19 protein-coding genes are annotated in these 26,410 nt (G+C 59.6%); 4 read left to right on the top strand and 15 right to left on the bottom strand.

The features are described 5' to 3' along the window. Window positions 1-171: 171 nt before the first annotated feature. From ACEWZM_RS20550 to ACEWZM_RS20520, 7 genes are all read right to left on the bottom strand, one after another. Complete coding sequence (locus ACEWZM_RS20550; protein ID WP_414008385.1) at window positions 172-1,191, bottom strand: hypothetical protein; 1,020 nt, start codon at window positions 1,189-1,191, stop codon at window positions 172-174. Beyond that, entirely contained in the window at window positions 1,188-2,870 is a 1,683-nt protein-coding gene (locus tag ACEWZM_RS20545) for a glycosyltransferase family 4 protein (protein ID WP_414008384.1), read from the bottom strand. Before ACEWZM_RS20545 ends, ACEWZM_RS20550 begins: the two co-directional genes overlap by 4 nt. 77 nt (window positions 2,871-2,947) lie before the next feature. Further along, window positions 2,948-3,865, bottom strand: a complete 918-nt coding sequence (locus tag ACEWZM_RS20540; protein WP_414008383.1) for a glycosyltransferase family 2 protein — start codon at window positions 3,863-3,865, stop codon at window positions 2,948-2,950. Then, on the bottom strand, window positions 3,862-5,187 hold the full coding sequence (locus tag ACEWZM_RS20535) for a hypothetical protein (protein ID WP_414008382.1): 1,326 nt from the start codon (window positions 5,185-5,187) through the stop codon (window positions 3,862-3,864). Before ACEWZM_RS20535 ends, ACEWZM_RS20540 begins: the two co-directional genes overlap by 4 nt. 114 nt (window positions 5,188-5,301) lie before the next feature. Beyond that, the gene (gene glf, locus ACEWZM_RS20530; protein WP_414008415.1) at window positions 5,302-6,453 is read right to left on the bottom strand and encodes a UDP-galactopyranose mutase; all 1,152 of its coding nucleotides are present in this window, start codon (window positions 6,451-6,453) and stop codon (window positions 5,302-5,304) included. Window positions 6,454-6,613: 160 nt separating this feature from the next. Beyond that, window positions 6,614-7,270, bottom strand: a complete 657-nt coding sequence (locus tag ACEWZM_RS20525) for an ABC transporter ATP-binding protein (RefSeq protein ID WP_414008381.1) — start codon at window positions 7,268-7,270, stop codon at window positions 6,614-6,616. 16 nt (window positions 7,271-7,286) lie between these two features. Then, complete coding sequence (locus tag ACEWZM_RS20520) at window positions 7,287-8,654, bottom strand: sugar transporter (protein ID WP_414008380.1); 1,368 nt, start codon at window positions 8,652-8,654, stop codon at window positions 7,287-7,289. Between the two features lie 116 nt (window positions 8,655-8,770). Between ACEWZM_RS20520 and ACEWZM_RS20515 the strand changes: the two genes are divergently transcribed. Beyond that, the gene (locus tag ACEWZM_RS20515; protein ID WP_414008379.1) at window positions 8,771-9,691 is read left to right on the top strand and encodes an ABC transporter permease; all 921 of its coding nucleotides are present in this window, start codon (window positions 8,771-8,773) and stop codon (window positions 9,689-9,691) included. A 41-nt stretch (window positions 9,692-9,732) separates the two neighbouring features. Here ACEWZM_RS20515 and ACEWZM_RS20510 read toward each other — a convergent pair whose 3' ends face one another. Next, window positions 9,733-10,764 (bottom strand): glycosyltransferase, encoded by a 1,032-nt coding sequence (locus tag ACEWZM_RS20510; protein ID WP_414008414.1) that lies wholly within the window; start codon window positions 10,762-10,764, stop codon window positions 9,733-9,735. 193 nt (window positions 10,765-10,957) lie between these two features. On the opposite strand from ACEWZM_RS20510, the gene ACEWZM_RS20505 reads away from it, so the two are divergent. Then, a complete protein-coding gene (locus ACEWZM_RS20505; RefSeq protein WP_414008378.1) occupies window positions 10,958-11,959 on the top strand; it encodes an NAD-dependent epimerase/dehydratase family protein in 1,002 nt (333 codons plus the stop codon). 247 nt (window positions 11,960-12,206) lie between these two features. Continuing rightward, a complete protein-coding gene (locus ACEWZM_RS20500; protein ID WP_414008377.1) occupies window positions 12,207-13,511 on the top strand; it encodes a UDP-glucose dehydrogenase family protein in 1,305 nt (434 codons plus the stop codon). A 95-nt stretch (window positions 13,512-13,606) separates the two neighbouring features. On the opposite strand, the gene ACEWZM_RS20495 is transcribed toward ACEWZM_RS20500, so the two are convergent. Together ACEWZM_RS20495 and ACEWZM_RS20490 are read right to left on the bottom strand one after the other, a co-directional pair. Beyond that, window positions 13,607-14,728 carry a ParB/RepB/Spo0J family partition protein gene (locus ACEWZM_RS20495; protein ID WP_414008376.1) on the bottom strand — a complete coding sequence of 374 codons (1,122 nt, stop codon included), beginning with the start codon at window positions 14,726-14,728 and terminating at the stop codon, window positions 13,607-13,609. 101 nt (window positions 14,729-14,829) lie between these two features. Beyond that, on the bottom strand, window positions 14,830-16,245 hold the full coding sequence (locus ACEWZM_RS20490) for an AAA family ATPase (protein ID WP_414008375.1): 1,416 nt from the start codon (window positions 16,243-16,245) through the stop codon (window positions 14,830-14,832). 498 nt (window positions 16,246-16,743) lie between these two features. Here ACEWZM_RS20490 and ACEWZM_RS20485 point away from each other — a divergent pair, with 498 nt between their 5' ends. Continuing rightward, the gene (locus ACEWZM_RS20485; protein ID WP_414008374.1) at window positions 16,744-17,757 is read left to right on the top strand and encodes a replication initiator protein A; all 1,014 of its coding nucleotides are present in this window, start codon (window positions 16,744-16,746) and stop codon (window positions 17,755-17,757) included. A 263-nt stretch (window positions 17,758-18,020) separates the two neighbouring features. Here ACEWZM_RS20485 and ACEWZM_RS20480 read toward each other — a convergent pair whose 3' ends face one another. The 5 genes from ACEWZM_RS20480 to ACEWZM_RS20460 all read right to left on the bottom strand — a co-directional run bounded on the left by ACEWZM_RS20480 (window position 18,021) and on the right by ACEWZM_RS20460 (window position 25,953). Further along, window positions 18,021-19,424, bottom strand: coding sequence for an HlyD family type I secretion periplasmic adaptor subunit (locus ACEWZM_RS20480; RefSeq protein ID WP_414008373.1), 1,404 nt, complete (start codon window positions 19,422-19,424; stop codon window positions 18,021-18,023). Beyond that, window positions 19,421-21,172, bottom strand: a complete 1,752-nt coding sequence (locus ACEWZM_RS20475) for a type I secretion system permease/ATPase (RefSeq protein ID WP_414008372.1) — start codon at window positions 21,170-21,172, stop codon at window positions 19,421-19,423. Before ACEWZM_RS20475 ends, ACEWZM_RS20480 begins: the two co-directional genes overlap by 4 nt. Window positions 21,173-21,334: 162 nt before the next feature. Continuing rightward, the gene (locus ACEWZM_RS20470; protein ID WP_414008371.1) at window positions 21,335-23,653 is read right to left on the bottom strand and encodes a calcium-binding protein; all 2,319 of its coding nucleotides are present in this window, start codon (window positions 23,651-23,653) and stop codon (window positions 21,335-21,337) included. A gap of 411 nt (window positions 23,654-24,064) precedes the next feature. Next, window positions 24,065-24,838 (bottom strand): hypothetical protein, encoded by a 774-nt coding sequence (locus ACEWZM_RS20465; protein ID WP_414008370.1) that lies wholly within the window; start codon window positions 24,836-24,838, stop codon window positions 24,065-24,067. Next, window positions 24,835-25,953 (bottom strand): helix-turn-helix transcriptional regulator, encoded by a 1,119-nt coding sequence (locus ACEWZM_RS20460; RefSeq protein ID WP_414008369.1) that lies wholly within the window; start codon window positions 25,951-25,953, stop codon window positions 24,835-24,837. The genes ACEWZM_RS20465 and ACEWZM_RS20460 overlap by 4 nt, the downstream gene beginning before the upstream one ends. Window positions 25,954-26,410: the final 457 nt, after the last annotated feature.

Below are 26,410 nucleotides of genomic sequence, written 5' to 3'. Positions count from 1 at the left end.
TTGGCGCTGTCACATGTCTTCGGAAAGGCCCCGCTTTGCGGGGCCTTTTCTTTTGCGCAGATCTGATGACCCGCGCGCGCATAAAAAATCCCCCCGCACACGCGTGCGGAGGGAGATGTCAGATCAATGCCGACCTGTTCACTGTCAGATCAATAATCGGTCTGCGGCAGCCTACAGCCGATCATCCGGGTTCAGCGCATCCAGCGGCAGCTCCCGCGCCGCCATCTCCGCCCGCGCCCGCACCTCAAGCCCGGCCAGCACCTCTGGCGTCACCACCGCATCGCCTTCCAGCCCCTCGCCATTGCCCGCTTCGGGATAGCGGCTGAGGTCACAGTCAAAAAACATCTCCGGCCCCTCGGGATCATAGCGCGCCGCCAAGGCCCGGTTGATCGCCTCAAACCGCGCCAGAAACGCCGCTGCATCATCCCGCGCGGGCATCAGCCGGCCATCCTGCGGCAGCTCCTGCACCGCCTCGGCAAAGCTTTGGCGCGGATAGCCGCGCTGGCGCAACCACAGCCCCGCCAGCAACTGGCTGCGGGACCAGGCCGCATTTTCCTGCGGCAGCTCCGGCGGCGGCGTCAGCCCCACCAGCGCATAGAAATCCAGCACCGTATCGCCACCAACCAGATCGCCACGCTGAAACCTGCGCACGGTGACATTCTCGGCCCCGAACACCTGCTCCCACCGCGCCAGTTTGGTGGCATAGTCGAAATAGCGCATCATATGCGGCAGGAACGCGGGCAGCCCTTGGATCTGCGCGCCGTAGAACTGATAGGCCGCCCGCCCCATCACCACCTGTTTTCGGTGTGACAGCGCCAGCGCATCCTGTCGCCGCAGATAAGCCACCACGTTGATTTCATCAAAATGGGTCAGCAGCTGCTGGCGCAACGCCTCCAGATCGGCGATGTCCATCAGCCAGAACAGCATCTCGCTGGACAGGATACAGTCGCCATGGCCGCGATGATCCGCATCCGCCATGCGCCGCTCCAGAAACGGCCAGCGCAGCTCCGTATGCATTCCAGTCCCCATGCCATGACAGCGCACCAGCGGATTGAAATCCACCCGCGGCCTTGCGTGCAGATAGCTCCAGCTGCCCAGTGTCTTGTCGCTCTGTCCCTGCCGCAAAGCAGTCTGGAGCGAGGTCGATCCGGTCTTATGCGAGCCGATATGCAGCCACAGCCTGCGGGTCATGCCGGTGCCTTGTCCTCGGCCTTGGTCTTGGCCTTGCGTGTGCTGGTTGGTTTTGCGGCCTCTGCTTCAGCTGCGGCCCCGCAGGCTGCGGCCAGCGTATCGCGGTACAGCTGCCCCAGAACCTCGCGCGCCGACGGCTCATTCTGCAGCGCTTCCATCCGGGCGCGCTGGCCGGTCTCCACCGTCTTGGCAAACCCGTCCTCGCGCAACAGCCGCTGCACCACCTCGACGCTCTCGCGCACCGCCTTCAGGGGAGACCAGGACACCAGGGTTTCGGGTGGGCAGATTTCGGCCTGCGCGCCCACTTCGGAACAGATCGGCACACAGCCGGCCTCAATCGCCTCATAACAAACCAGCGCCAGACCTTCGTTCGATGACGGCACCAACAGGATATCGCTCTCGCCCAGCAGCGCTGGCACATCGGTTCCTGCAGGGTGCAGATGCACCACATCCGTCAGCCGGTAGCGAGTCAACAAATGTTCGACCGCCCCGCGATAAGGGCCCTCGCCCACCATATCAAAGCGGAAATCAACACCGTTGCGCTTGCCCCAGGCGCGCAGCCGACGAATGATCGACAGCGCCACAACCGGACGTTTCTGGTGCACCATCCGCCCGACAAAAGCAACGCGGCAGCGGCTCTGCCCGGCCTTGATCCGCACAGGCGCTACCGGCGCCCCCCGACGGCTGTCATCCAGCAGACGCCCCAGCACCAGCTTATTTCCATAGACCCGGAACCGCTCCTTGTAGAACCGCTCCAGATCCCTGCTGATCACATGGTGATAATCAATGAAATTGCTCCAGACACCGGAAATCCGCGGGTAACCGCCATCGGCATATTCAACGATATGGGTGCTGTCGAGATTGACCACATGCGGGTGGCGCAGCTTGATCGTGGGCAGCGCATCATACAGCGGCACGCAATGGTGGTTATGGGTGAGGATGATGTTTTCCTGCGCGATCAGCTGGCTGACAAACCCGCTGGCCAGGCTGCGCGGCAGATAGCGATCGGTACGGATCAGCTGCAGGCGCGGATCATCCGGCAGCTTGGATAGCAAACGTTCAGGGCCTTCCTGACCGACCATGACAAACACCCGCAACCCAGCGTCCAGCGCCCATTGAATGCTGTCGATGCCAAGGCTTTCGGCACCGCCCACATCCAACCAGTGCAAACCGATCAGGATCGCCGGATCCTTGCCGCCGTGTCGGCCTGCGGGCGCTATTTTCTGGGTTTCAAAGATGCCACGTGAACAGGCCAGCCGGGAAAATTTATGCCGGACAGGCAGCTTGTGGAACCGCCGCGCCTCGATCTGGTATTTCATCTGTTCTGCCAAAATCGGCGAAAGCGCATGAATGGCGCGGTATTTACGCGGCCGCTTATGCCAGGGCACACCGCCGGCACTTTCACGCACTGCCACCTGACGCGGGGACGGGATGGTGACAAACACCCGTTTCCCCGGCAGCGCTGGTGTTTCCTGCGGCCCGGTACGCAGATTGCCAATATAGGTCAGCGCCATCATCTCGGCGCCATAATTCATGGTCTGCGGCTGGACTGCCGGGGTCGATATCTTGGCCTTTTCCCACCACATATGGGTTTCGACCGGTGTGTCAGGATAGAGCGTTTCATAGATGAAACGGATCTGAGTAATTTCCTGGTCGATATAGTCTCTGTCCTGGGACATGCTGGCTCCCTGCTGCCTGCGATCGAGCTGTGATCTCTCTGGGCCAGTTTGGAACGGCCGTATGTCTGCGCCCTGTTTCAGACCCCGGTATCAGAATCCGGACGTACGATGGGCGGGTTGAAGGAACAGCCCTGCCATATTGCCTTGTAGACGTCGCGGCGCAGTGATTTTTCCACATTGCCCTGACGCATCTGCCGCCACACACCGCGGGCAAAAACAGCCACCCCGCCCCAGCCCTGTTCACGACGCCGGAACGAGGTCTCATTGCGGGCACCATAGCGGAACTTCCAGATATTGCTCTGGTTCACCAGGGAATAGTTCACACCTTTATTTTCCGGCACATCATGGATCACCACGCTGTTCGGGCAATAGATGCCAGGATACGATTTGGCGATGCGCTGGGTGTATTCGGCATCATCGTACCAGATGAAATATTCCTTGATCGGAAAGCCGTGTTTATGGATCGCCCAGCGAGGCACAAGCACCGAGACAAAGGAACAGGAGCCGACCAGAAAATACGGGGTCTCTGGGCTGTAGAAGCGTGGCCAGTCCCAGACGGTCGAGGGGGTGTTCATCTCGCAAAGATCGCCATTGGTCCATTTTACGGCAGAACAGGCAAAAGACGGCCGCCAGGTAAACCGCGCCTCAAAATCCTTGATGCCCGTCAGCAGCAACTCAATCGCGTTGGGTTCAGGATAGGCGTCATCATCGCTGAACCAAATGAAATCATAGCCTTCTTCATAGGCCACGCGTGCGCCTTCATAGAAGCCGCCGGCACCGCCGATGTTTTCAGGCAGGCGCACATGCTGAAACCGGGGATCCTCCTGCTGCAGCTGGCTCACCCAGCTGCCGGTCTCATCGGTGGAGGCATTGTCGATCACAAAGACCCGTTCCGGCAGGCAGGTCTGGGCCTGCAGAGCCGCAATCACACGCTTCAGTTTGTCCAACCGGTTATAGGTCACGATGACCGCGGCTAGGGAAGAACGGATATTCATGGCTGATCCTTTTCTGGCACAGCTGTCCCCCCGGCGGCGGCACCTGCAAGCACCCGCGTCTGCGGGGCCGGTTGGGTCGATTGGGTTGCGGAAGCAGCAGTTGCCTGGGCAGGCGCGATTTTGGTCACGGTCTTGTCAGACGTCATCGCATCGGAGACACTCTGCCCATCTGCCTCCGGGTCCAGCGGGTCGCCGTTCTCATCCAGCCCCAGACGCGCCATCTTATGGCGCTCAATATCCTTGATCCGGTGGCTGTGGAAATAAGATGGCCATTTGCCCTGTCGCTCCAGCATGCCTTCGATGATCTTGGCCATGACACTCAGATTGCGCAGATGTTCAGGGCTGAAGAACTCAGCCGGATCCAGCGAGGGAGCACGCGGGGCGGATTGTTTTTCCATGTCGCGCAACGCGTTTTGCAACAATGGCCGTCCGCCAAAAAATTCAGCGTCCATGGCTGTTGCATCACTGCGATAGGCGGCGCTGGCGGCTTCGGCCAGATCGCGTGCCATCACCAGTTTGCGCACCTTGGCCTCGCTCTCACTGCGCGAACGGTCCAGCTGGCGCGACAGTTCCCAGCCCAGTGTATGGCGCAGCCAGGGATCCTGCTCCTGAAACTGGCCTTGCAGAAAATACATCAGCGCCAGTTCCCGTACGGTCATGGCCTGATTTTCCGGCTCGAACTCCTCCACCGTACAGGGCTGCCCGTCAAAGGCAACATGGGCAAAATCATCCAGCACCGATCCGTTTTTCAACTCTTTACGGATCATTGGACGTAGGGTGAAATCTTCGCCGAACAGCTCCCGCCACTGGCTAAAGCGCGGCATATAATGAAAACGACCGTTTTGCAGATTGTGGTCAAAGAACTCCTGCATAGTGCCGCGATACCAGCCGATCTTGATCTGCTCGGCATAGCTCGACAGGATCCGCTGCGCATGGGGGCGCACATAGGCCACAATGTGAATACGGTCCGCACAGCCGCGAAAGAAAGTCTCAACCAGATCGTGAAACTCCGGCGCGGGAATATTCTCAAACGCCTCGGCAGAGAGCACCGCATAATCCGCCGAAGAGGCCGCAATCTGCGCTGCCACCTCTTCCAGTCCGTCACGATCCTCCAGATGCTTGGGCAGCGGGGTGCTCTTGCGATAGCTGGTGATAAAACCGGTCAGGTAATTGTGGTTCATTTTGGCCGGGTAGAACAGCTCAGCGTCATGCAGCTGGATGCTGCCAACAGCCAGTGCATTCTGGATGGTGGTGGTCCCGGTCTTGTGGTCGCCGATGTGAATCACAAGCGTCTTGGGTCTGGCTCCGGTCTTGTCGCTCATCGGCTCCATCTCGTTACTTCATCAGCCTTATTTTCCGGCGCCCAAGCCCTACTCTAACATCCGCCACGGGTCCAGACCAAGCCGCCCGCAACAGGGGCGGGCATCCGCGTTTGATCAGAGCGGTGCTACAAAAAACGCCGGTGCCGGCGTTTTTGCCTCTGCGGCCTTAAGGAACCCGCGTGCCGTATCCAACGCTTCGCGGATGGTCACATCCATATCCAGATAGCGATACGTGCCCAGACGACCCACAAAGGTGACACCCTCGGCCTGTTCAGCCAGCGTCACATATTCCCCCAGCAGCGCTTTTTCTTCAACCTGGCGAATTGGATAATAGGGGATGTCGTCGGGGGTGGCCGCGCGGGAAAACTCGCGGTAGCAAACCGATCCCTCGTGGCTTTCCCAGGGGGCGAAATGCTTATGCTCCGTGATGCGGGTGTACGGCACAGCCTCCTCACCATAGTTCATCACCGCACAGCCCTGATAATCGCCCTGATGGGTGAACCGCTCAAAATCGAGCGTGCGATATCCCAGCCGCCCCAGCTGATAATCAAAATAGCCATCCAGAGGACCAGAGTAGAACACATGGTCATAGTCCGCCGCCTGAGACTGATCAAAAACAGTCTCTAACTTGACCGTTATACCCGAATGGTCGAGGATTTTCTCGATCATCGAAGTATACCCGTTTTCCGGCATGCCCTGATATTTGTGAAAGAAGTAATTGTCGTCGTAGTTGAACCGTACCGGCAGTCGCTTCAGGATCGAGGCCGGCAGCGCGCTAGGCTCCACGCCCCATTGCTTGATCGTGTAGCCCTTGAAAAACGCCTCATAAAGATCCCGCCCGACAAAGCGCATCGCCTGCTCTTCAAAGGTCTGTGGATCCTCAATGCTGGCATCGGCCTGTTCTTCGGTGATGAACGCATGTGCCTCTTCGGGGCGCAGGGTCTTGCCAAAAAACTGGTTGATCGTGTGCAGATTCACCGGCAGCGAAAATACACCACGTCGGCCTTGAGGGTCCAGGCTGGTGGTTTTGACCCGATTTTTATAGGGCAGGAAATTCTCGAACCCGTTCACATATTCCCAGACCTCGGCGTCATCGGTGTGAAAGATATGCGGGCCGTAAATATGCACCATGACGCCCGTGTCAGCATCGCGCTCGGTGTGGCAATTGCCACCGATATGGTCGCGGCTGTCCAGGACCGTGATCTTGTGACCTGCCTCGGCCAGATGCCGTCCGATCACAGCGCCCGAAAGCCCTGCGCCCACCATCAATATATTCACCCCGGCACCCCGTGCTGTTTGCGTCCCCTGCCCTTTTTGTCAAACAATCCATAGGCATACAAGATTCGGTTTCAACACCGGCGGAGACCTGTATTTTCCATAAGTTTCAATGTATTACAGATTTTCACCCGCAGCGGATCAGCAAAGGTCAGACGGCCATCAGGCGATGGTGCTCCTCAATGGCTGCGTCCAGATCGCTGAAATAGCGCAGACGGCCATTGTCCAGGACCAGCCCAGCATTACAGAACTGCCGCAGCTGAGCCATCGAGTGATTGACCAAAATAGCGCTGGAATGCTTCATACGGTCAGTGAAAATATCGCGACTTTTGCGTTTGAAGGCGGCATCGCCCACCGCTGTCACCTCATCAACCAGATAGGTGTCGAACTTGATCCCCATCGACGCCCCAAAGGTCAGGCGCGCCCGCATGCCCGAAGAATAGCTGCGCATCGGCATATGGTAGAATTTGCCCAATTCGGCAAATTCTTCGACAAACCCCACCAGATCATCGGTATCGACGCCATAGATCCGGGCAATGAATCGGACATTTTCCGCACCACTCAGATCGCCGTGGAACGAGGCGGCCAGTCCAACCGGCCAGGAGATCGACCCATCCGAGATAATCTCGCCATGGTCGGGGCGCATGGTGCCCGCCACCAGCTGCAACAGGGTGGATTTCCCCGCCCCGTTGCGCCCCAGAAGCGCCAGTGAGCGTCCGGTGGGCAAAGTCAGGTTCAGATTGTCGATGACAACCCGCCGCTCCCCTTTAAGCCAGAAGCTCTTGGTCAGATTTTCAAACCGGATCACAGCCCTGCCCCCTGCCTTAGCTGCGGTCGCGGATCGAGTAGTAGATCAGCGCCAGGATTGACCAGGTCAGCAACAGAAACAGCCCGGCCAGAGCCGCCAGCACCGAGCGGCGCGGGTATTCCGGCTCACTGGCGCGGGTGGGATTGATGTAGGTCGCCAGATAGCGGCTCTGGCGGGCGGCATCATCACGCGCCACCTCCAGCGCCGTCAGCGCAGCGCGATAGCTTTCCTCGGCATATTCGCGGTCCACCGTCAGCCGTTCGAATTCGGAAATCAACGAGGGGTAGTCCTCCCCCACGCCACCGGTGTCCGTATTGTTAGAGGTAAAGGTCTGGCGTTCAATATTGATGCGATCACGGATCACGTCGATATGCTGCTGCGACTTGGTCAGCCGCGGGTCAGCTGCGCCGACCGTGCCGCGTAGAAGATCATATTCAATCAGAGCCTCAGCCAGCTGCTGCTGGAGGTTGTTCATCACCCCCATGCGACCCTGTATATCGGCCTCGGGGTCTACAATCCGGGTGCGGGTGCGAAAACTGGTCAACGCCTCTCGCGCCTCCTTCAGCCGGTCCAGCCCGTCATCCAGATCGGCGCGGGCATAACGCATCGCATCAGCGCGGGCCTGCTCATTCAACGCATTGATCCGGGTCTGGCTCTCGCTGACAATGGCCTGGGTGATCGCTTGCGCGGTCTCTGCATCAAAGGCCAGCGCCTGCACCTCAATCAGCCCCGACCCACTATCATAAGAGATGCCGACGATGCGCTGCCAATACCAAGTCAGGTCCTCGATCGTTGCATCTGGCCAAAGCCCGAAAGCCCAGTCACGCGGCCAAACCGCACTGTAGTGGCTTTGCAGGTCCGCGGTGGCGTCAACCGCGGCCACCATTTCCTGGCTCTGGATGAATTCATACAGGATATCACTGTCCGAGGCGGTGCTGTTGCCTGCAAATTGCGCCAGCCCCCCCAAGAGATCATTGGCACCGCTGCTTTCCTGGCTGCGCACTGTAAAGCCTGCGGTCGAAGAATACTGATCTTCGGCAATGGTCCAAAGATAGATCATCACCGCCACCAACGGCGCCAACACCAATGCGACAAAGCTGATCACCAGCCCCCAATGGCGTTTCTTCATACTGGCAGGCCGCGCCAGCGGATAGGTCGGGCGCTGTTCGGCCTCGGCTATGCGCGCCTCCAATACGGCAACGGCAGCCTCAGCCTTGCGCGCCTTGCGGCGCACACGTTTCAGCTGTTTGACCGGATCCGGAACACGGGGAGCCGCAGGTGTCTCGGCCGGGTCTGGCGCCACATTTGCAACAGCGGTCTCATCTGAGACCGCGTCGTCTGCGGCGGGGCGTCCGGTCAGGGCTGCCGGGGGCGTCTGTGTCATGATCAACCTGTCCTGGCCCAAAAGCACCCTGCCCCAAGCCGTTTGTCATTGTCTTTTGTTTCTCTCATAATACCGTTCGCGATCCACGTTTCACAATGGGTATTCATGGGGTGTTCATGGCCAGCCTTTCTTCTTCTGCGCCCCAGGCTCAGCCCCGTCCTGTAAACCCGCCCAAAGCGCAGGAGGCAGCTGCCCCCCAGACACCAGCCGGTGCGCCTCCGGCAGCTCAGACCCCCAGCAGCCCCGCCGCCAATCCCCATGCCCGCAATCGTCGCAGCATGGCAACGCTGCGCACCGTGGCCGCGCTGGTCCTGCGCGAGATGTCGACCCGGTACGGGCGCACCCCCGGCGGCTATCTCTGGGGTATTCTGGAACCACTGGCCGCGATCCTGTTTCTGTCTCTGGGGTTCTCTCTGGTGATCCGCACCCCATCTCTGGGCACCAGTTTTCTGTTGTTCTATGCCTCCGGATTTTTACCATTTAACCTGTATCAGACTCTGTCTGGCACCATTGCACGGGCCTTAGCCTACTCCCGCCCCCTGCTGCGTTATCCTGCTGTCACCTGGCTGGATGCCATCCTTGCACGGTTTGTGCTGAACAGTCTCACCGGCATTGTCATAACCACATTGCTGATGACCGGTATTCTTGCGGTGATCGACAGCCGCACCGCCATTGATCTGCCGCCTCTGACCGAAGCGATTGCCCTGGCCATGGTGCTGGGTCTCGGGATGGGGTGCATGAATGCGGTGTTGATGGGGTTATTTCCCTTATGGGACGTGGCCTGGTCGATCATCACCCGACCGCTGTTTCTGGCGTCTGGCGTGATCTATATCTACGAGGATCTGCCACCCGTGGCGCAGGACATCCTGTGGTATAATCCGCTTTTGCATATCACCGGACTGATGCGCACCGGCTTCTACCCCACCTATAATGCCGATTACGTCAGCCATTCCTATGTGCTGCTGATCGGCATGTCGCTGACCGCCCTGGGGCTGGTCCTGATGCGGCGCTATCACCGGGTGATCCTGAATCGCTGACGGGACGGGCCTGCCTGGGCGCACCAGACAACACGGAGGTGTTACTCCTCCGCCGCGGCCTCCAGCACCGACCTGTGGCTGCGCCCCAGCCGACGCAGCAGCCCGTCGCGCACCGCCATGAAGGTCAGCCGCAGATAGGCGCGGCGTACGCCCGGGTGGTGGCGCACCTTCAGGATCCATTTGGGCAGGATCAGCAATAGCACCGGCCAGAACAGCCAACCCGCCGCCTGCCGATAAAGCAGCAAGAGATTGCGGTGATGGTAATAGACCTTCCACAACGGCCGGAACCGCTGACCGCTGTCACCCCCGGTAAAAGTCGAGAAATCATGTTCGAACCGCACATTGGCGGCAAAGCAAATACGTCCGCCCGATGCACTGAGACCAAGCGTATAAAGCGCGTCATCCCCGTAGATGAACAGCTCCGGATCCGGGTAGCCCGCCCGCCGCACCGCCTGCGCTGAAACAAAAAAACCGACAAAGGACGTGACATCAATCGCACTCAATCCCCCGTCATAGGCACTGCGTGGCAGATGAAACCCATCCCGTCCCTTGCGCGCGGTGGCCAGGAAATGCGACAGGCTCCAGAACGGATTACGCGAGGGGCGGTTCATCTCGCAGATTTCGCCGCCCGGGAAATAAACCGCAGCCGCCACCGCGTCCCAACCCGTCAGCGCGCCGCTCCGGTGCAACTCGTGAAACGACGCCAAACCACCGGGTTCCGGGCGGCCGTCATCATCCATCACGACCAGCCAGTCAGGGTCATGCGCCGACATCGCATGCTTCATCCCCATGGCAAAGCCCCCGGCACCGCCCTGATTGGTGGCACTGCGCACCACATCCGCACGCGGGTGATCCACCGCCCAGGCGGTTAGCCAATCGCCAGTGCCATCCGTGGACGCATTGTCCACCACCACCAGCGCAGCAAGGTCATGCGCCGGGCTCTCCAGCAGCCGGTCCAGCGTCACTTTCAGCTTCTCGAGCCGATTGTAAGTGACCACCACCGCCACCAGTCGTCCAGCGCCGACCGGCGTATGTGTCTGCAGCGCAGGCTCGGGGATCAGGGTTTCATTCACGATGACTGCGGCTCCTGCGGGCGGCGAGTGGGGGTTTTGTTTCAGGAGGCCAAAGCTCATAAATAGGCCGTTGTGTCAATTCACAGGATGGTTTGCCGCTGATCCAGAACCGAGATCAAAGGCTGAGATCCAAAGCGCACGCTCCTCACAGGAAGCATTTGACACCCCGCGTCCAAGCCGCCACCTAAGGGGGATGAAAACCGCTCTTATCACTGGATCCGCCGGCTTTATCGGCTATCACCTTGCCGACCGGCTGCTGGCCACGGGCTGGCAGGTTGTCGGGCTTGATTGCCTCTCGCCCTATTACGACGTCCACCTGAAAAAACGCCGCCATGCAATGTTGGCGAAGCAGGCAGGGTTCACGCCGGTCATTGGCAAGCTGGAAGACCCCGGCCGCCTGATGGGGTTGTTTGCCGAACATAGGCCCGATGCGGTGATCCATCTGGCAGCCCAAGCCGGGGTGCGCCATTCCATCGATGCACCACGTGACTATCTGGAGGCCAATCTGATTGGCACGTTTGAACTGCTGGAAGCCGCCCGCGCCCATCCGCCCGGGCATATGCTGATCGCCTCCACCTCCTCGGCCTATGGCGCCAATACTCAGATGCCTTTTGATGAGCGGCAACAGGCCGACCACCAGATGAGCTTTTATGCCGCCACCAAAAAAGCGGGCGAGACGATGGCGCATTCCTATGCCCATCTCTATGGGCTGCCCACCACCATGTTTCGCTTCTTCACCGTCTATGGCCCCTGGGGCCGGCCCGATATGGCCCTGTTCAAATTCACCAAAGCGATGCGCGCAGGCCAGCCGATTGATGTCTACAACCACGGCAAAATGAGCAGGGATTTCACCTATATCGACGATCTGGTCACAGGCATCACCGGGTTGATTGACGCTGTACCGGGAGAGTCACCCGTTTCAGAACAAGACAATCTCAGCCCTGTAGCTCCGTTCCGGGTGGTCAATATTGGTGCCAGCAAACCCACACCGCTGATGGACTATATCGCCGCACTGGAGACTGCGCTGGGGATAACGGCAGAGAAAAACCTGATGGGGATGCAGGCCGGCGATGTGCCCGCCACCTGGGCCGATACCGCATTGCTGACCCAACTCACCGGATATCAGGCAAAGGTCAGTGTCGACGAGGGCGTGGCGCGGTTTGTGGCCTGGTATCAGGACTATTATGCCAGCTGATTTGAGCCCAGGGCCCGGGTCGCAGTCCAGACGCAACTAGGTCAGCATAATTGACCAAATGTTTCGCACGCGAAACATTTGGTCCGAACCGGACCTATATTTCAAATCCCGCCACGCTCCGGTTATTGGTCCATCACTAGGCAGACATCCGGCTAAAATTCCGGTTCCCGCTCTCAACGCGCCCGTATATGTCTGATGCCCGAAGCCCCTCGCAAGCGGGGGCACAGGCCGCAGCAAAGGACACCCCATGCGCATTGCAATGATTGGCACCGGATATGTCGGACTGGTCTCTGGCGTCTGTTTTTCCGATTTTGGCCATGACGTGATCTGCGTCGACAAAGACGCCGCCAAAATCGCCCGGCTTCAGGCTGGCGAAGTGCCGATCTATGAACCGGGGCTGGAAGATCTGATGGCGCGCAATGTCACCGCTGGCCGCCTGTCCTTCAGCGATGATCTGGCCACGGCCGTGGCAGAGGCCGAAGCGGTGTTCATCGCCGTAGGCACACCGACGCGCCGCGGCGATGGCCATGCCGATCTCACCTATGTGATGTCCGCCAGCGAGGAGATCGCCGCAGCGCTTCAGGGCTATACCGTGGTGGTCACCAAATCCACCGTACCCGTGGGCACCAACCGGCAGGTAAAACAAGTCATCGCCAAATCCAATCCAAAGGCCGAATTTGATGTGGCCTCCAACCCGGAGTTCCTCCGCGAAGGGGCGGCGATTGATGATTTCATGCGCCCAGATCGGGTTGTCGTCGGCGTGCAGAATGATCGCGCCGCCGAGGTCATGGCAGAGATCTATCGCCCCTTATATTTACGCGACTTCCCGATCCTGACCACCGATCTGGAAAGTGCCGAGATGATCAAATACGCCGCCAATGCATTTTTGGCGACCAAGATCACCTTCATGAATGAAATCGCGGGTCTCTGTGAACGGGTGGGGTCAGACGTGAAAGAGGTCGCACGTGGCATCGGTCTGGACGGGCGCATCGGCAATAAATTCCTGCACGCAGGGCCCGGCTATGGCGGGTCGTGTTTTCCAAAAGACACCGCAGCGCTGGCCCGGATCGGCCAGGACCACGCCTATCCGATGCAAATCACCGAAACCGTGATGCGGGTGAACCAAGAAGTAAAGGCGCGGATGCTGGAGAAGCTGCGCGACGCCTGCGAGGGCAGCTTCAACGGCAAGACCATCGCGGTGCTGGGCGTCACTTTCAAACCCAATACCGATGATATGCGCGAAGCCCCCAGCCTCACCATCGTGCCGGCCCTGATTGGCGGCGGCGCCAAGGTGCGGGTGGTGGACCCGCAGGGCGAGGCGGAAGGGCGCGATCTTTTGCCCGGCGTCAAATGGGAGGAAGATCCCTATAAGGCCGCGCGCAATGCCGATCTGGTGGTGCTGCTGACTGAGTGGAATGAATTCCGCGCATTGGACCTGAAAGCACTCGCGCGCAAGATGGCGCAGCCACGCATGGTGGATCTGCGCAATATCTACACCGCCAAAACCGCCAAGCGGGCCGGGTTTGAAACCTATATCGCGGTTGGGCGCTAAGCGCATATCAGACTCTGGTAATGAGCCATCTGCAGAAATGCAAAAGACCCTGATACGATGATATCAGGGTCTTTTTTGTAGTTTCCGAAATCTGTTCAGCGGCTGCGCAACCAGGCTTTCAAATCTTCCATCAGAGTGCTGTCAACCGCTGTCCCCGTGAGTTCAATCCGTTGCTGACCGGGGGTGAACCCCAGCCGCACGCCCGCGGCGGCCTGTAGGCTGACCCGCTCATCCGCACCGATGCTATCCGCGGGATCAAGGCTGCGCACGCGCGGGGCGGGGGCGGGATCTGGTGTTGAGGTCTGCGGTGTCGGGGCAGGGGTACCGGCCTCATCAGGGACCGAGGCTTGCTCTACCGCCCCGTCATGCACGGCCAGAAGCTGGCTCAGCAACGCCTGCTCCTCCTCGGGACCGGAACGGGGTGTCGCGCGCAGGGCAGTGACCACCTCTGTCGCAAAGCCCGGATCCTGCGCAAAGGCGCGCACCAGACCCAGACCCAGCTTTTCGCGGATGGCAGTGGGGAACAGCAGATCTTCGTCCAGTGCCTCAACCAAAGTGACGAAGCTGCCGATCTTGGAGCGTTTGGCACGGGTTGCGTTGGCAAACAGCGATTGCAGCGCATATTTCTGGCTGCTGTAGACCCCTTCGCGCAGCGCACGCACGGCAATGCGGGCCCGTTCGTAATGCGAAAGATTCACCCGGATCTCGTTTTCCTCGACCATCGCCACATAGGCGCCCTCCGCCCCATCAGGATGGATCACCAGCGCCTTCACGGTGGCAAAAGCCGGATCGTTGGTCTCGGCAAACAGCCGCCGCATCGCGGTCAGGCGGCGCCACCCTGAGATCAGCCCGTGAGTCTTACCACCTGCGGCCTCTGCTCCCAGCTGCACCACTTCGATCGGGGTCTGCTGGCCACGGCTGCGCAGCGAGCCCACCAACGCACCCATCTCTTCCTCGTCCTGCTCCAGCCGGTCGCGCACCAGATGGGTCTCATCGATGGCGCTCAGCGGGATCTCTTCGATCATCAGACCCTTGGCACGGGCGGTCTCCAAGACCGCTGTCAGCTCCTGCAACGCGCCCTCTGAGGCGGCCTCAGAGGCGACCTGTGCAATGGGCGGCGCTGACAGCGTACCGGGGCCGCCAAGGGCGGATTTACTCTCAGGCGCGGTGCTGAGATAGGTGGGCTGTGCCGGTGAAAGCCGTTTGCGTTTTGCCATCTGCCTGTCCTCTTCCTGCGCCTCTTCTGGTCTCTGCTGCTCCTGCCCGCCACTTGGCTGGGCGGGAGCAGCAGTATGAGGCGCTTTGCGTATTTAGCCCGTTACTGCGCCGCGCGCTGCATCTGCAACTCATCACGTCGCCACACAGCCAACAGCAGCCGTTTAAACGCCGCATAGGTGGCATCGAAGGTCTCGCGGCCCCGGGCATAGGTTTCACGGTTGAAATCGCGGTAATCCGCCTCGTAGATGCCATTAACCTGCTCGCCGGCCTGGCCAATCAGCGCGGTGTAATCCTGCCGGTGTGGTGACAGGGTGGAGCCGAGATAGGCCTGCATCAGCGCGGCCAGCTCGCCCTGCTGGGCCCCGTCATAGCGGGTGATCACCGTGCGCACCGCATCCCATTCAAACGAGATCTCCGGCCGCCCCAGCGCGCGGGCGGCCATATTCTCGCCCTCCTCAATGGAGGCAAAGGTCGAATGCAGCATGTCAAAAAACCGACCCGTGCTGTCAAACTCCAGAAACGAGGCGCCCATGGGCACCAGGAGAATATCAGCCGCAGAGAGCCCGTTGATGGTCAGGTAGCCAAGGGCCGGGGGCGTGTCGATGAAGATCACATCGTATTGGTCCAACACCCCGTCGGCCTCCAACCGCTCGGTTAGCGCGTCCCACAGCTTCCAGGAGCGGGCCGCCATGCGCCAGACCGGAATCTGAAACTCCGCCCAATAGAGGTTCAGCTGCGCGCCGATGAGATCGATATTGGGCCAATGGGTGGGCTGGATCACATCGGTCGCGGTCATCTCCATCGCCGCATTCAGACTGTCATCCAGCGGCTGGGGGGCATCCCCCCGGTCCAGACGGCGCTGGTTTTCCAAACGCAGATGATCGCCGTAATGCCGCGCCAGCAGCGGGAATGCGGTCTGCCATTCGTCTTCGACCTTGCCGCCAAAAATCGATGTCATCGATCCCTGACTGTCCAGATCGATCACCAGCACCTGGTAGCCATCCAGTGCTGCTGACATCGCCAGATGGGCGGCTGTTGATGTTTTGCCAACACCACCTTTGAAGTTGGCAACGGCCACCATTTTGGCAGGCAGCCCCTTGGGGCGGTAGGGTTGGTAATCCTTGGTCTTTGATCCTTGGGCCGCGAAATGCGCCCGCAGACGCAGCACTTCATCCAGGGTGAACCATTTGGCGCCGCCCTCGGTTTCGCTGCAGCCCTGGGGCAGATCGGGGTTCGCTTTCAGCACCCGGCGGAAATGGGCCTGGGCGACGGGGATCAGATAACGGGTGATTTCCCAGGTTGAGAACAGGCGCAGCGATTTGCGGCCCTCTTCGTTCATGCCACGGCTGGAGAGATCTGCCCGTCCGCGCGCGCAGGCCTCTGCGATATCGGCAAAGCCTCCAGTGCTGGTGGGCGCATCCAGATCGGCGAGAGCGCCGTCAGGATCTATGTTGAAATAGGGGGGCAGCCCGGCCGCACTGCGGCTTGTATCTTTCTTCAGGGTGTCTCGTGCCATTGCTCTCATGCCTCTGCCTACGCCCCTTCCATCAAAGGATTCTGGTAGAAACCTTCAATTGATGTGCGGCCTTTTGGGGATGATAGCACAAAACAGCGCACATGAAAGATATACGCGCATCTGTTTTTGTTTTTCTAAGTAAATCTGAGACTTGCACCGTAATGACCCGGGGTATTTTTGAGCGAACCCAGGTCATTCTTTGGCAGGCAACTTTTTTCTACCTGTTATATTTGAGTTATATATAAGTTAAGGCGCAACACCAAGCTGTGCAAAGCCCTTTTTTCATTGGCGATGAGGGGTATTTTTCAGTGTACTGTGATTCCGAAACCCCGAAAGACTGACTCTGAACCCCCGAACCAGTGACTCTGAACCCCCGTTGAGAATGGGTGTGGATAACTTTAGGGTAGGCGTAATCAAAACCACGAAGACGCGAGTCACCCCGAAAGAGGCCACAAGGTCCGGACAATCGGGGAGAGGCAGAGCAGACAGGACAGTGACATGGCAGGCCAGATGATGGGCCAAGCAACGGGGCAGCTATCAGGGCAGGGCGGAGATTTTTTTCTCTGCGATGTCTTTGATGCGATCCCTAAAAACGATCTGGCGTCGATGGAGCATCCGCTGTTCTCGCTTGGCACACGGCCGGATCGGCGCATTCTGAACTACGAACATAATGGCGCGGAAATCACCGTGGTGCCCTCGGTCAAAGGGCTGGCGACGATCCACGACAAGGATATTCTGATCTTCTGTATCAGCCAGTTGATGGCGGCGGTAAATGCTGGCCGTCAGGTCAGCCGCACCCTGCATCTGACCGCTCATGATCTTTTGGTGGCGACCAACCGCGAGACCTCGGGTGATGCCTACCGGCGTCTGCGCGAGGCGTTTGAGCGGTTGGCAGGAACCCGGATCACGACCAATATTGTCACCGGCGGGCAGGAGGTCACCAGCGGCTTTGGCCTGATTGAAAGCTGGGAGATCGTGCGCAAGGCCCGCGGTGGCCGCATGGTCAATGTGGTGGTTACCCTGTCGGAATGGATCTATCGCGCGGTGATGTCGAAATCGGTGCTGACGCTCAGCCGCGATTATTTTCGCCTGCGCAAACCGCTGGAGCGGCGCATCTATGAACTGGCGCGCAAACATTGTGGCCGCCAGGACAGCTGGACCATTTCGGTGGAGACGCTGTTGAAGAAATCCGGCTCCGCCAGCCCGCGCCGGGTGTTTCGCAAGATGCTGCGCGACATGATCAGCGCGGCTCCCTTGCCGGATTATGCGATGGAAGAGATTCCGGGGGATCTGATCCGGTTTTCCCAGAAACACGCGATCCTCGACAACAGCCAGCGCCCGCCGGTGCTGAGTGCGCGCACGCTAGAGCAGGCCCGGGGCCTGATCCCCGGCGTTGATGTCTACGCGTTGGAAGCCGAGTGGCGGGCGATGTGGGTGCGCTCTGGCGCGCCGCGTCTGCGTCGGCCCGATGCGGCGTTTCTGGGATGGGTCAAGAAGCGCATAGCGGAGTAGAGCCGTAGGGTAGGGTGCGTATGACGACATCTATTACCCCTGTTAGAGCCACATGATTTACTTATTTTAGGTCAGTAGTTCTGTCTAAATGTTTCGCGTGCGAAACATTTGGTCCGTATCGGACCTATATTATTTCTGCTGTCAAATGGGCTTGTGGATCAAAAAGACCCGCCCGGCCAGGGGCCGGGCGGGATGAAAGGATGGCTGATCAGGTCCCCCCCAGGAATGAAACGCCAGACGTCTTATCGGCCGCGTATTCCTGATCAGCCATTCCCCTCTCTCAAAGCGCTCGACATGCTGCGCAGCACTGGGCTGAGCAGGTAATCCGCCAACGTCTGCCGCCCTGTTTCGATCATCGCCTGTGCCGGCATGCCGGGCAGGGTCTTGACGTTGGGCAATGCCGCCAGCTCTTCGGGCGGTATGCGGATGTGAACGCGGTAATAGGGGATCCCGGTGTTGAGATCGGCAATACTGTCAGCGGCCACCATGGCCACTTCGCCCATCACCGGCGGGGTGGAGCGGAAACTATAGGCCGTGAGCTGCACCCGTGCGTGTCCACCGGTCACCACTTCGTCGATATCGGTGGGTGAGACACGAGTCTCCACGATCAGATCGCTGCCCGAGGGCACCAGCTCCAGCACATTCTGGCCGGGGTTCAGCACCTGGCCGAGCGTATTGATCGACAGTTCCACCACCCGGCCTGCACGTGGTGCACGGATGGTTTGCCGCTCCAGCACATCATCGGCCGCATCCAATCGTTGGCGCAGATCCAGAATGCGCTCCTGGACCAACTGGGTTTCGCTGGAAATCCGGTTCACCGTGTCGCGGTGAACCTGCAGGATGCGTTCTTCGGTCTCGGCCACGCGGACCTGAATGTTTTCGCTGTCGCTTTCCAACGCACCGAAGGTGCCCATCAGCCCGGTTTCCTGCAGTTGCCGATCGCTGAGCCGGGTTTTGGGGATTAGCCCCTTTTCATAGAGCTTGTGCAGATCGGCGACCTCACCCTTGATCAGGGACAGTTGATCCTCAACTGCGGTCAGCCGCGACCGCCGCCCGCTGAGCTGCTTGCCCAGTTGGGAAATCCGGTCGCGCAGGATCTGGACCTGCCCCTCATAGAGGGCGCGGTTGCTGGTGAAGACATCGCGCTGTACCTCAAACAAGGCGACCAGCTGCGGATCTGTTGCCATCAGCTGGTCCAGCTCTGCAGATATTTCAATCTGATCGGCCTGAGCCAGTTCGGCTTGCAGCCGTGCCTGCTGGGCGAGAAGACTGGTCAACTGGCTGGTTAGAATGGCGCGGTTGGCCCGCATCCGGCGCCCGTCCAACACTGCGATCACGTCGTCTTTGGCCACCATGTCGCCCTCGGCCACATTGATTTCGCGGACGATGCCACCTTCCAGATGCTGCACGCTGAGCCGGTCGCCGGCCACGGTGAATTGCCCGGCAGCCACAACGGCGCTGGTCATCTCGGCGCGGGTGGCCCAGAACACCAGACCGCCAAACAGGCCAAAACCGCAGACCAGCATCCACATCACCAATTGGCGCACGCGGGTGGGCGGGGTGCGGGGCAGCGCAAAGCCATCGGGCATCAGGTCCTGAAAGCCGCGGCTGAATTCGATATCATTGCTATTGCGGTGCGCCAACTCTCGGCTGTTTCTGGAGGTCATGACTGCGCTCCTTCTGTCGCGCCGGAGCCGGCCTGGGCGTCGCGGCGGGGCGTGAAATTGGTGATCTTGGGGTCGCTCTGTGACCGGTTCATGGGTTGGGCTGCAGCTTCGATGATCTGACGGGCCTCGCCAAAGCGGGCGATCCGCCCCTCCTGCACCAGGGCGGCATGGCTGACCCGGCGCAACAGGTTGAGACGGTGTGTCACCACAACAACAATGGCGCCACGATCGCAGGCCTCCTCGATAGCGGCGGCCAGCGCCTCTTCGCCTTCGGGATCAAGATTGGCATTGGGTTCATCCAACACGATCAGCTTGCGATCGCCAAAGAAGGCGCGCGCCAGACCGATGCGCTGGCGCTGACCTGCGGACAGGAAGCTGCCGCGCGGGCCCACCTCGGCGTTATAGCCGCCGGGCAGCGATAGGATCAGCTCGTGCACCCGTGCCAGTTTGGCGGCCGCCACTACATCCGAAGGTTTGGACGCCGGATCCATCATAGCGATGTTTTCGGCCACGGTGCCTCTGAACAATTCCACCTGTTGCGGCAGAAAGCCGATATGGCGGCCGATCTGTTCAGGGTCCCAATCGGTCAGGGCGGCATCATCAATGCGCACATGGCCGCGCACCAGCGGTTGCAGCCCAACCAAGGCGCGCGCAAGCGTGGTCTTGCCGGCGCCGGATGGGCCGATCAGACCCAGCGCATGGCCCGGCTGCAGCGACAGGGTGATATCCAGCAGCAGCGGATCCTGTCGGCCGGGCAGAACCACGGTGGCATTTTCCACTGACAGCCGTCCAGTGGGATCTGGCAGTTCCATTCGGTCACTGGTGTCCTCGGCGTAGGCGAGAAGCAGGTTCAACCGGTCCCTGGCGCTGCGCGCCTTCAGCAATGCGCGCCACCCGGCAATGGATTGTTCCACTGGTGCGGCTGCACGGCCCAGCAGGATCGAAGAGGCGATCATCAATCCCGGTGTCAGCTGATTGTTGATCACCAGAACCACGCCAACACCGAGGACCGCGATCTGCAGCCCCATGCGCACGGCCTTGGCCAGTGAGGTCATCAGCGCCACCCGGTCGGTGACCAGTGTGCCAAAGAGGATGGCGGTAAAAGCGCGCCCGCGCCAGCGGCCGATCTGGGCACTGGTCTTGCCCATGGCGTGAATGATTTCCGCGTTGACCATCATCTCATCAACAGCGGCATTGGTTTCGCGGGCGGCGTCCTCGGATGTCTTGCCGGGCGCGCGGCCCATCAATTCGCTCAACACACCAAGCCCGAGCAGCACCAGAAGCCCCGCCACGGCAACCAGACCGAGGATCGGGCTGAACACAAAGATCAGCGCAATGAACAACAAGGACCAAGGTGCATCCAGCAGCGCAATGAACACCGGGCTGGTAACAAAGCCGCGCAAGTCCTGGATATCGCGGATCGGCTCCGCCGTGCGCAGTTCTGCAGGCAGATTGCCACTGATCATCCCTTGCAGGACAACCGGGCTCAGCCTTGCTTCCAGCCGCGAGCCGAGGCGGGCGACGAGACGCTGGCGAATGACATCAAAGAGAAAAAAGAACACCAGCGCAATACATGCGCCGGTGGTCAGGGCCAACAGGGTTGGCATGCTGCCCGAAGCCATGACCCGGGCAAACAGTTGCAACATGTACAGCGGCGCTGTCAGGACAAGCAGATTAACAAAGATACTCGCTACAAAAATTGAGGTGATAACACCCCGTTGTCCGTCAAAGACCCGTTTCGTCTTCATACCCGTGACCCCCCGGTTGCACGATGTGAAGGTTCTGAAGCTGGCAGATCAGCGCCCTGGCCCAAGGTGGCAATCCTTGGCCGGGGACCAAATCGCTGTCCTGAACCAGGGCTAGACCCCCCCGGATGGCGGCCGCCACCCGGAAGGATCATTCCATATGGCTCAGATGGTGTGGCCCCAGACGTTGTCGTAGCTGTCATCGAAGCCGTCATCGCTGGTCACGACCCGGATCGCCTCATAGCTGCCGGCATCGCCGGAGGTTACAGCATTGATCCCAACGCCACCCGAAGGCAGAGCGTCCTGGCCAAGCGAGCTGTAGCCGTTGACATTGGTCAGACCCTTGATGATCACGGTGGCCCCACCAGCAGAGATGGTGGTGTCGGTGCCATCGTCATTGACCGAGGCTGCCCCGCCATCCAATGCCGCAAAGGCATCCTGTGCCGAGGTCCCGATCCCATCGCCGACATTGGTCACGCGGAAGGCCAGCACGTCGTGGTCTTCGTCGATATCAAAGTCATTGATGCAGTCGATGCCATCGCCTGAGACGAACGAGGTGCCATCCCATTCCAGATCGATGATGAAGACATCCTTGCCGTTGCCACCGGTCAGCTCGTCATCTCCCGCGCCACCTTTCAGGTAGTCGTTGAAGTTGCCGGCCCCGCCGTACAGCGTGTCATTGCCTTCGCCGCCATCCAGGAAGTCATGGCCACGGCCACCATCCAGATCGTCATCGCCAACTTCGCCGTAGAGGCAGTCGTTGCCGTTGTCGCCATTCAGGTCGTCTTTGCCATTGCCGCCCAGGAGCACGTCATCGCCGTTGCCGCCGTTCAGCTCATCAGCGCGGTTATCACCCATCAGCAGGTCGTCGCCATCGTCGCCATTGACGGTGTCTTCACCGTCGCCACCGCTCATGACGTCATTGTCGTCGCCACCGTGCATCAGATCATTGCCATGACCTCCATACATAGTGTCGTCGCCTGCATCGCCATAAAGCGTGTCGGCCTGGTTGTTACCATAGATCAGGTCGTCGCCATCGCCACCTTTGACAGTGTCATTGCCGGAGTTGCCGTACAGGACGTCGTCGCCGATGTTGCCGTGGACGCAGTCGTCACCTTCGTTGCCATAGAGGGTGTCATTACCCTGGTTGCCATAGAGACGGTCACGCCCGGTGCCACCATAGCCTTCGTCGAAGCCACGGCCGCCGATGATGACGTCATTGCCGGCTTCGCCGTACATGGTGTCATGGCCAGAGCCGCCGCGAATGCGGTCATTGCCGGATTCACCATAGTCCTGCGGTGTGTAGCAATCGGGGCAGTCGACATCGCGCAGATTGGTCTCATCGCTGGTATGTGCTGAAGAAACCGCCGTTTTGTCGTCGTCGTCGCAGCAATCCCAATCGATATCATAGCCTTTGATCCGGGCATGGTCGCCAAAGATCAGGTCACCCTGGGCACCACCTTCGAGCACGTCGTTGTTGCTGCCGCCGCGGATGGTATCCTTGCCAGCATCACCGTTGACGTCGTCACGGCCTTCGCCACCATCCATCAGGTCACGACCGCGGCCGCCCTGCATCAGGTCATCGCCGGTTTCACCGAACATGGTGTCACGGCCACCCTGACCATCCATGGTGTCATGGCCTTCGCCACCCAGCATGCAGTCATGCCCGTCTTCATTGGGGCCTTTGCCAACCGGACCGCTGTCCGCACCAAAGTCGAGATCGTCGTTCTGTGACTGGCGTTCGTCACCGAACATCTCGTCATTGCCGGACCCACCGATCACCAGGTCGTCACCAAGACCACCGGCCATACGGTCATCACCGCCCTGACCGTTCATCCGGTCATTGCCGCCACGGCCATACATGGTGTCGTTCCCGTCAAAGCGGGATTCGCCAGCGCGACCGCCGCGGTCACCCCACATGCAATCGTCGCCACCTTCGCCGTCCATGCAATCGTTGCCGAGATCGCCATAGAGGTAATCTTCCGCGTCGCCGTTGCTTTCGTCGCCATCGCCGTCATCACCAAAGATCTGGTCATTGCCGTTGCCGCCAAAGACAGTGTCCTGTTCTTTGCCGCCCAGAAGCGAGTCATTGCCGTTTTCACCATCGATGTAATCACAGCCATTGCCGCCATCGATCCAGTCGTTGCCATCACGGGTTTGATGCGTGCCATTGCCACCAAATAGAGTGTCATTGCCCCCATCACCATTGATGGCGTCATCCCCGCCGCGACCCTCGATATAGTCCTGGCCGGACTGACCATCGAGCCGGTTGTTGCGTGCATTGCCATAGACAGCATCATTGCCGCCGCCAGCTGCTGCATTGTCGCCAGCATCATGATCGTTCAGATTGATGATATTGCCGTCGGTGCCACCGCGCTCGGTGGTGCCATCGTTGTAATTTGGTGAGAACTTGTCATCGCTGAATTCGATTTCGCACTCAGGATTGCATACTTCCCAGTCGGAACCTTCGTCTGGTGTACCCATCTTAAACATCCTCCTAATTAATATACCGGGGTTTGATGCGCCCCCCGACGCGACCCCCATTAGAAATCTGACCAGGCAATAATCTGTTTGGGACCTGGCCACTCCAAAAGACCGCTTGGGTCTTTGGACATGATTGCACCGCAAATCTGGCGGGGCGGATGCCCCCAAATGGGGACAAATTTTCATCAAATTTTCAGTTTCCGGGGCGCGGCACCGAGACCTGGACCCTGCCGGATCTTTGCATTGCTCTAAGACTGGGCGAAGAGCGTGCAGAGATCTCTGGGACAGGCAGCGGGCCCAAGGTTCGGCAAGGGTTTGGGACAGCGATTCTGCCGAACTTTGGAGCCGCGCCTCCGGAAGATTGAGACTCTTTTTCTTTATTTAGAGTCTGCTATTTCTATAGTGATCGGGTTACGGGCCCGTATCACCACTGGTGGTTTCGATAAATCTGACAAAGCTGGCCCATTGGGTCTGAGCCTCGGTCCAGGCGGTGCTGGAGGCGGTTGCGATCCGGCTGTGATACAGCGTGCCTGCGGCCAGTCCGAGCGCCAGGATCAACGCGCAAAATCCGCTACGGACAAGTCCGCGTTTCAGCCGCTGGCCCAGCCCACGCTGGTGGATCGACGTGTCGGCAATCACCTTGGCAAAACTGTCGCGCAACACTGGCTCCAATTCGATCCGCAGCGCGCCCTCCATCCGGTTCACTGCTTCCTCCAGCGTGTCGATGCGGGCACTCAGCGCGATGCGATCTCCCTCAGCCTTTTGGGTGTACATCTCACCCAGACCATCGTTGAGCGTGGCAAACATGGCCGTGATCCGCTTGTGCAATTCGATGAGGTCTGCGCGTGCGGCGAGTGGTTGACTGCCACCGCGCAGATGCGCGGCGAGCCGGTCAAGATCTGCAAGACTGTGATCCGGCCTGATGCCCGATCTTGTCTGGTTCATGTCCGGGCTGATGTCTTGGCCGATATTTTGATCGGTGTTCTGATCAGGGGCATCCCGGTTTGGCTGACTCTCTTGACCATTATCTGTGCTATCCGTGGGGCTCTCCATTTTGGTGCTTGCTGTGGCTTCCGCGCGGCGATGCGCCAGCGCGGCAAGCGCTTCAGCGCCGATTGAGGCTTGGGTCGGTGGGACCGGTGCAGGTGGCCCTTGGGTGAGGATTTCATTGCTGACCTTATTCATGACACTCTCCCCAGGGAGGCTTGCCAGGTCAGCCGCTGTGCCATTTCGGTGCGACCGGCCACTTCAAGCTTGGACAGAACCCGCTTGGCATAGGTGTTGAAGGTCTGTTCCTTGATGCCAGCAATGTGGGCCGCCTCGCGATTGGACAGGCCCAGCTGGATCAGCGCCGCAACCCGGGCTTCACAGGGCGACAGCCCCATTTTCTGGGCCAACATCTCGATCCGCTGTTGATCGGGTTGGCGCGGCAGGATCGCCACCACCAGCGCGCGGCGTGTATCTGCGCAAAGATAGCAGGTCAGCGAGACCGGCAGCCGCATGCCCGAGGCGGCATCCCGAAGAAACAGGATCAGCTCCTGACTGGCGTTGCCACCGGAGACTGCGGGTGACGTGCGGGTATCGACGGCTGTCTTGGTCGCCGCGCAGGGTATCTTGGCGCAGCTTTGCACCGCCGCATAAAACGCGCGGGTCTCACTGCTGTTTGCACAGCGCAGCACCCCGTCGTTGTTGTGCAGCAGGTTGCCCGCGGCCAGCATCTCGCAACCGGCATCATTACAATCGAGCAACCGGCCGGAGGCATCCAGCACCAGCACGGCGCTGTCGCTTTTGGTGGAAATGGTCCACAGCATTGCCTCGGAGATCTCGGGGGAGGTGTCGAGGCTGGTGCCGGGTTCCGGCTTTACATCCAGCATATCGCGTAACGCATCTTCACGGGCAATCGGCCAGATGGCGGGCAGGATATCAGCGCAATGGGCGTCATGTTGACTGCCTTCCAAGTGCAGCGCGACCCGGTCTTGGCTGCCGTCAGCAAAATGGCAGGAGAACACTGCCCAACGGCCGGATCCACATCCGCATTTGCCTGAGGTATCTGCACGCAGGACTTTGGGGTCCAGCCAGTCAGGCCATGAGTTGGGATGCTGTTGCGGATCATGCAGCTGTGTGCAGTGGCTGAGCGCGCCGCTCTGCAATGCTGACTGTAGAACGCTTTTGGCTGGCTTCGGCCGCAGATCGGCGCGGCAGCCCGTTACGTTCTCAATATCGTCGCTGGTGGCCACCAGCAGACAAGAAGGGCCATTGCAATCAATCTCGGCAATGGCCGTGGTGGTGATGGATGACATTTGTCTTTGAAAAGATCGCGCAAAAGCGATTTCGCCGGTGTCGATTACGGCGCCCCCGAACACATTCATATTGCCCCCCGGCATATCAAAACGAATATGTCCCAACCTAACATATCGTCGCTGCCGTCAAATTGGGCAGAGGGCGTACCCCTTCGGGCGAGGTGATTTATGGGGTAAACGGGGCTTCCCTATGAACAACCATGGGGGGATCCCGCAGAGCGTTGAGATTTAATCTATATCTAGCAGAGTGACCTAGGGTCACCCACAAGGTGAAAATAGATATTTTTTAAAATCGGTTGAATTTCAATTACTTATGAAACAGCAAGGATTCGCTTATTGAAAAATATCACCAGAGAGACCTACCTCGGAAGGCGTAGAGCCCGTGTGCAGTGTGAGCAAAAGTAGGATGATTCCATCTCTGGCGGGAAGATTTTCAAAGGCAAAACATGTATAGGTT

The organism is Phaeobacter cretensis (assembly GCF_047372505.1).
Lineage (GTDB): Bacteria > Pseudomonadota > Alphaproteobacteria > Rhodobacterales > Rhodobacteraceae > Phaeobacter > Phaeobacter cretensis.
The sequence above is the reverse complement of the archived record's forward strand: the minus strand, read 5'-3'. Positions and strand labels throughout refer to the sequence as shown.

Excerpts from the sequence above, each read along its gene's own strand:
- ACEWZM_RS20485 (WP_414008374.1), top strand. The coding sequence starts at position 16,744 with ATGGCAGGCCAGATGATGGGCCAAGCAACGGGGCAGCTATCAGGGCAG.
- ACEWZM_RS20550 (WP_414008385.1), bottom strand. The coding sequence starts at position 1,191 with ATGACCCGCAGGCTGTGGCTGCATATCGGCTCGCATAAGACCGGATCG.
- ACEWZM_RS20490 (WP_414008375.1), bottom strand. The coding sequence starts at position 16,245 with ATGGCACGAGACACCCTGAAGAAAGATACAAGCCGCAGTGCGGCCGGG.
- ACEWZM_RS20465 (WP_414008370.1), bottom strand. The coding sequence starts at position 24,838 with ATGAATAAGGTCAGCAATGAAATCCTCACCCAAGGGCCACCTGCACCG.
- ACEWZM_RS20475 (WP_414008372.1), bottom strand. The coding sequence starts at position 21,172 with ATGAAGACGAAACGGGTCTTTGACGGACAACGGGGTGTTATCACCTCA.
- ACEWZM_RS20540 (WP_414008383.1), bottom strand. The coding sequence starts at position 3,865 with ATGAATATCCGTTCTTCCCTAGCCGCGGTCATCGTGACCTATAACCGG.
- ACEWZM_RS20535 (WP_414008382.1), bottom strand. The coding sequence starts at position 5,187 with ATGAGCGACAAGACCGGAGCCAGACCCAAGACGCTTGTGATTCACATC.
- ACEWZM_RS20515 (WP_414008379.1), top strand. The coding sequence starts at position 8,771 with ATGGCCAGCCTTTCTTCTTCTGCGCCCCAGGCTCAGCCCCGTCCTGTA.
- glf (WP_414008415.1), bottom strand. The coding sequence starts at position 6,453 with ATGGTGGGCGCAGGGCTTTCGGGCGCTGTGATCGGACGGCATCTGGCC.
- ACEWZM_RS20545 (WP_414008384.1), bottom strand. The coding sequence starts at position 2,870 with ATGTCCCAGGACAGAGACTATATCGACCAGGAAATTACTCAGATCCGT.
- ACEWZM_RS20505 (WP_414008378.1), top strand. The coding sequence starts at position 10,958 with ATGAAAACCGCTCTTATCACTGGATCCGCCGGCTTTATCGGCTATCAC.
- ACEWZM_RS20500 (WP_414008377.1), top strand. The coding sequence starts at position 12,207 with ATGCGCATTGCAATGATTGGCACCGGATATGTCGGACTGGTCTCTGGC.
- ACEWZM_RS20480 (WP_414008373.1), bottom strand. The coding sequence starts at position 19,424 with ATGACCTCCAGAAACAGCCGAGAGTTGGCGCACCGCAATAGCAATGAT.
- ACEWZM_RS20460 (WP_414008369.1), bottom strand. The coding sequence starts at position 25,953 with ATGTCATCCATCACCACCACGGCCATTGCCGAGATTGATTGCAATGGC.
- ACEWZM_RS20495 (WP_414008376.1), bottom strand. The coding sequence starts at position 14,728 with ATGGCAAAACGCAAACGGCTTTCACCGGCACAGCCCACCTATCTCAGC.
- ACEWZM_RS20520 (WP_414008380.1), bottom strand. The coding sequence starts at position 8,654 with ATGACACAGACGCCCCCGGCAGCCCTGACCGGACGCCCCGCCGCAGAC.
- ACEWZM_RS20470 (WP_414008371.1), bottom strand. The coding sequence starts at position 23,653 with ATGGGTACACCAGACGAAGGTTCCGACTGGGAAGTATGCAATCCTGAG.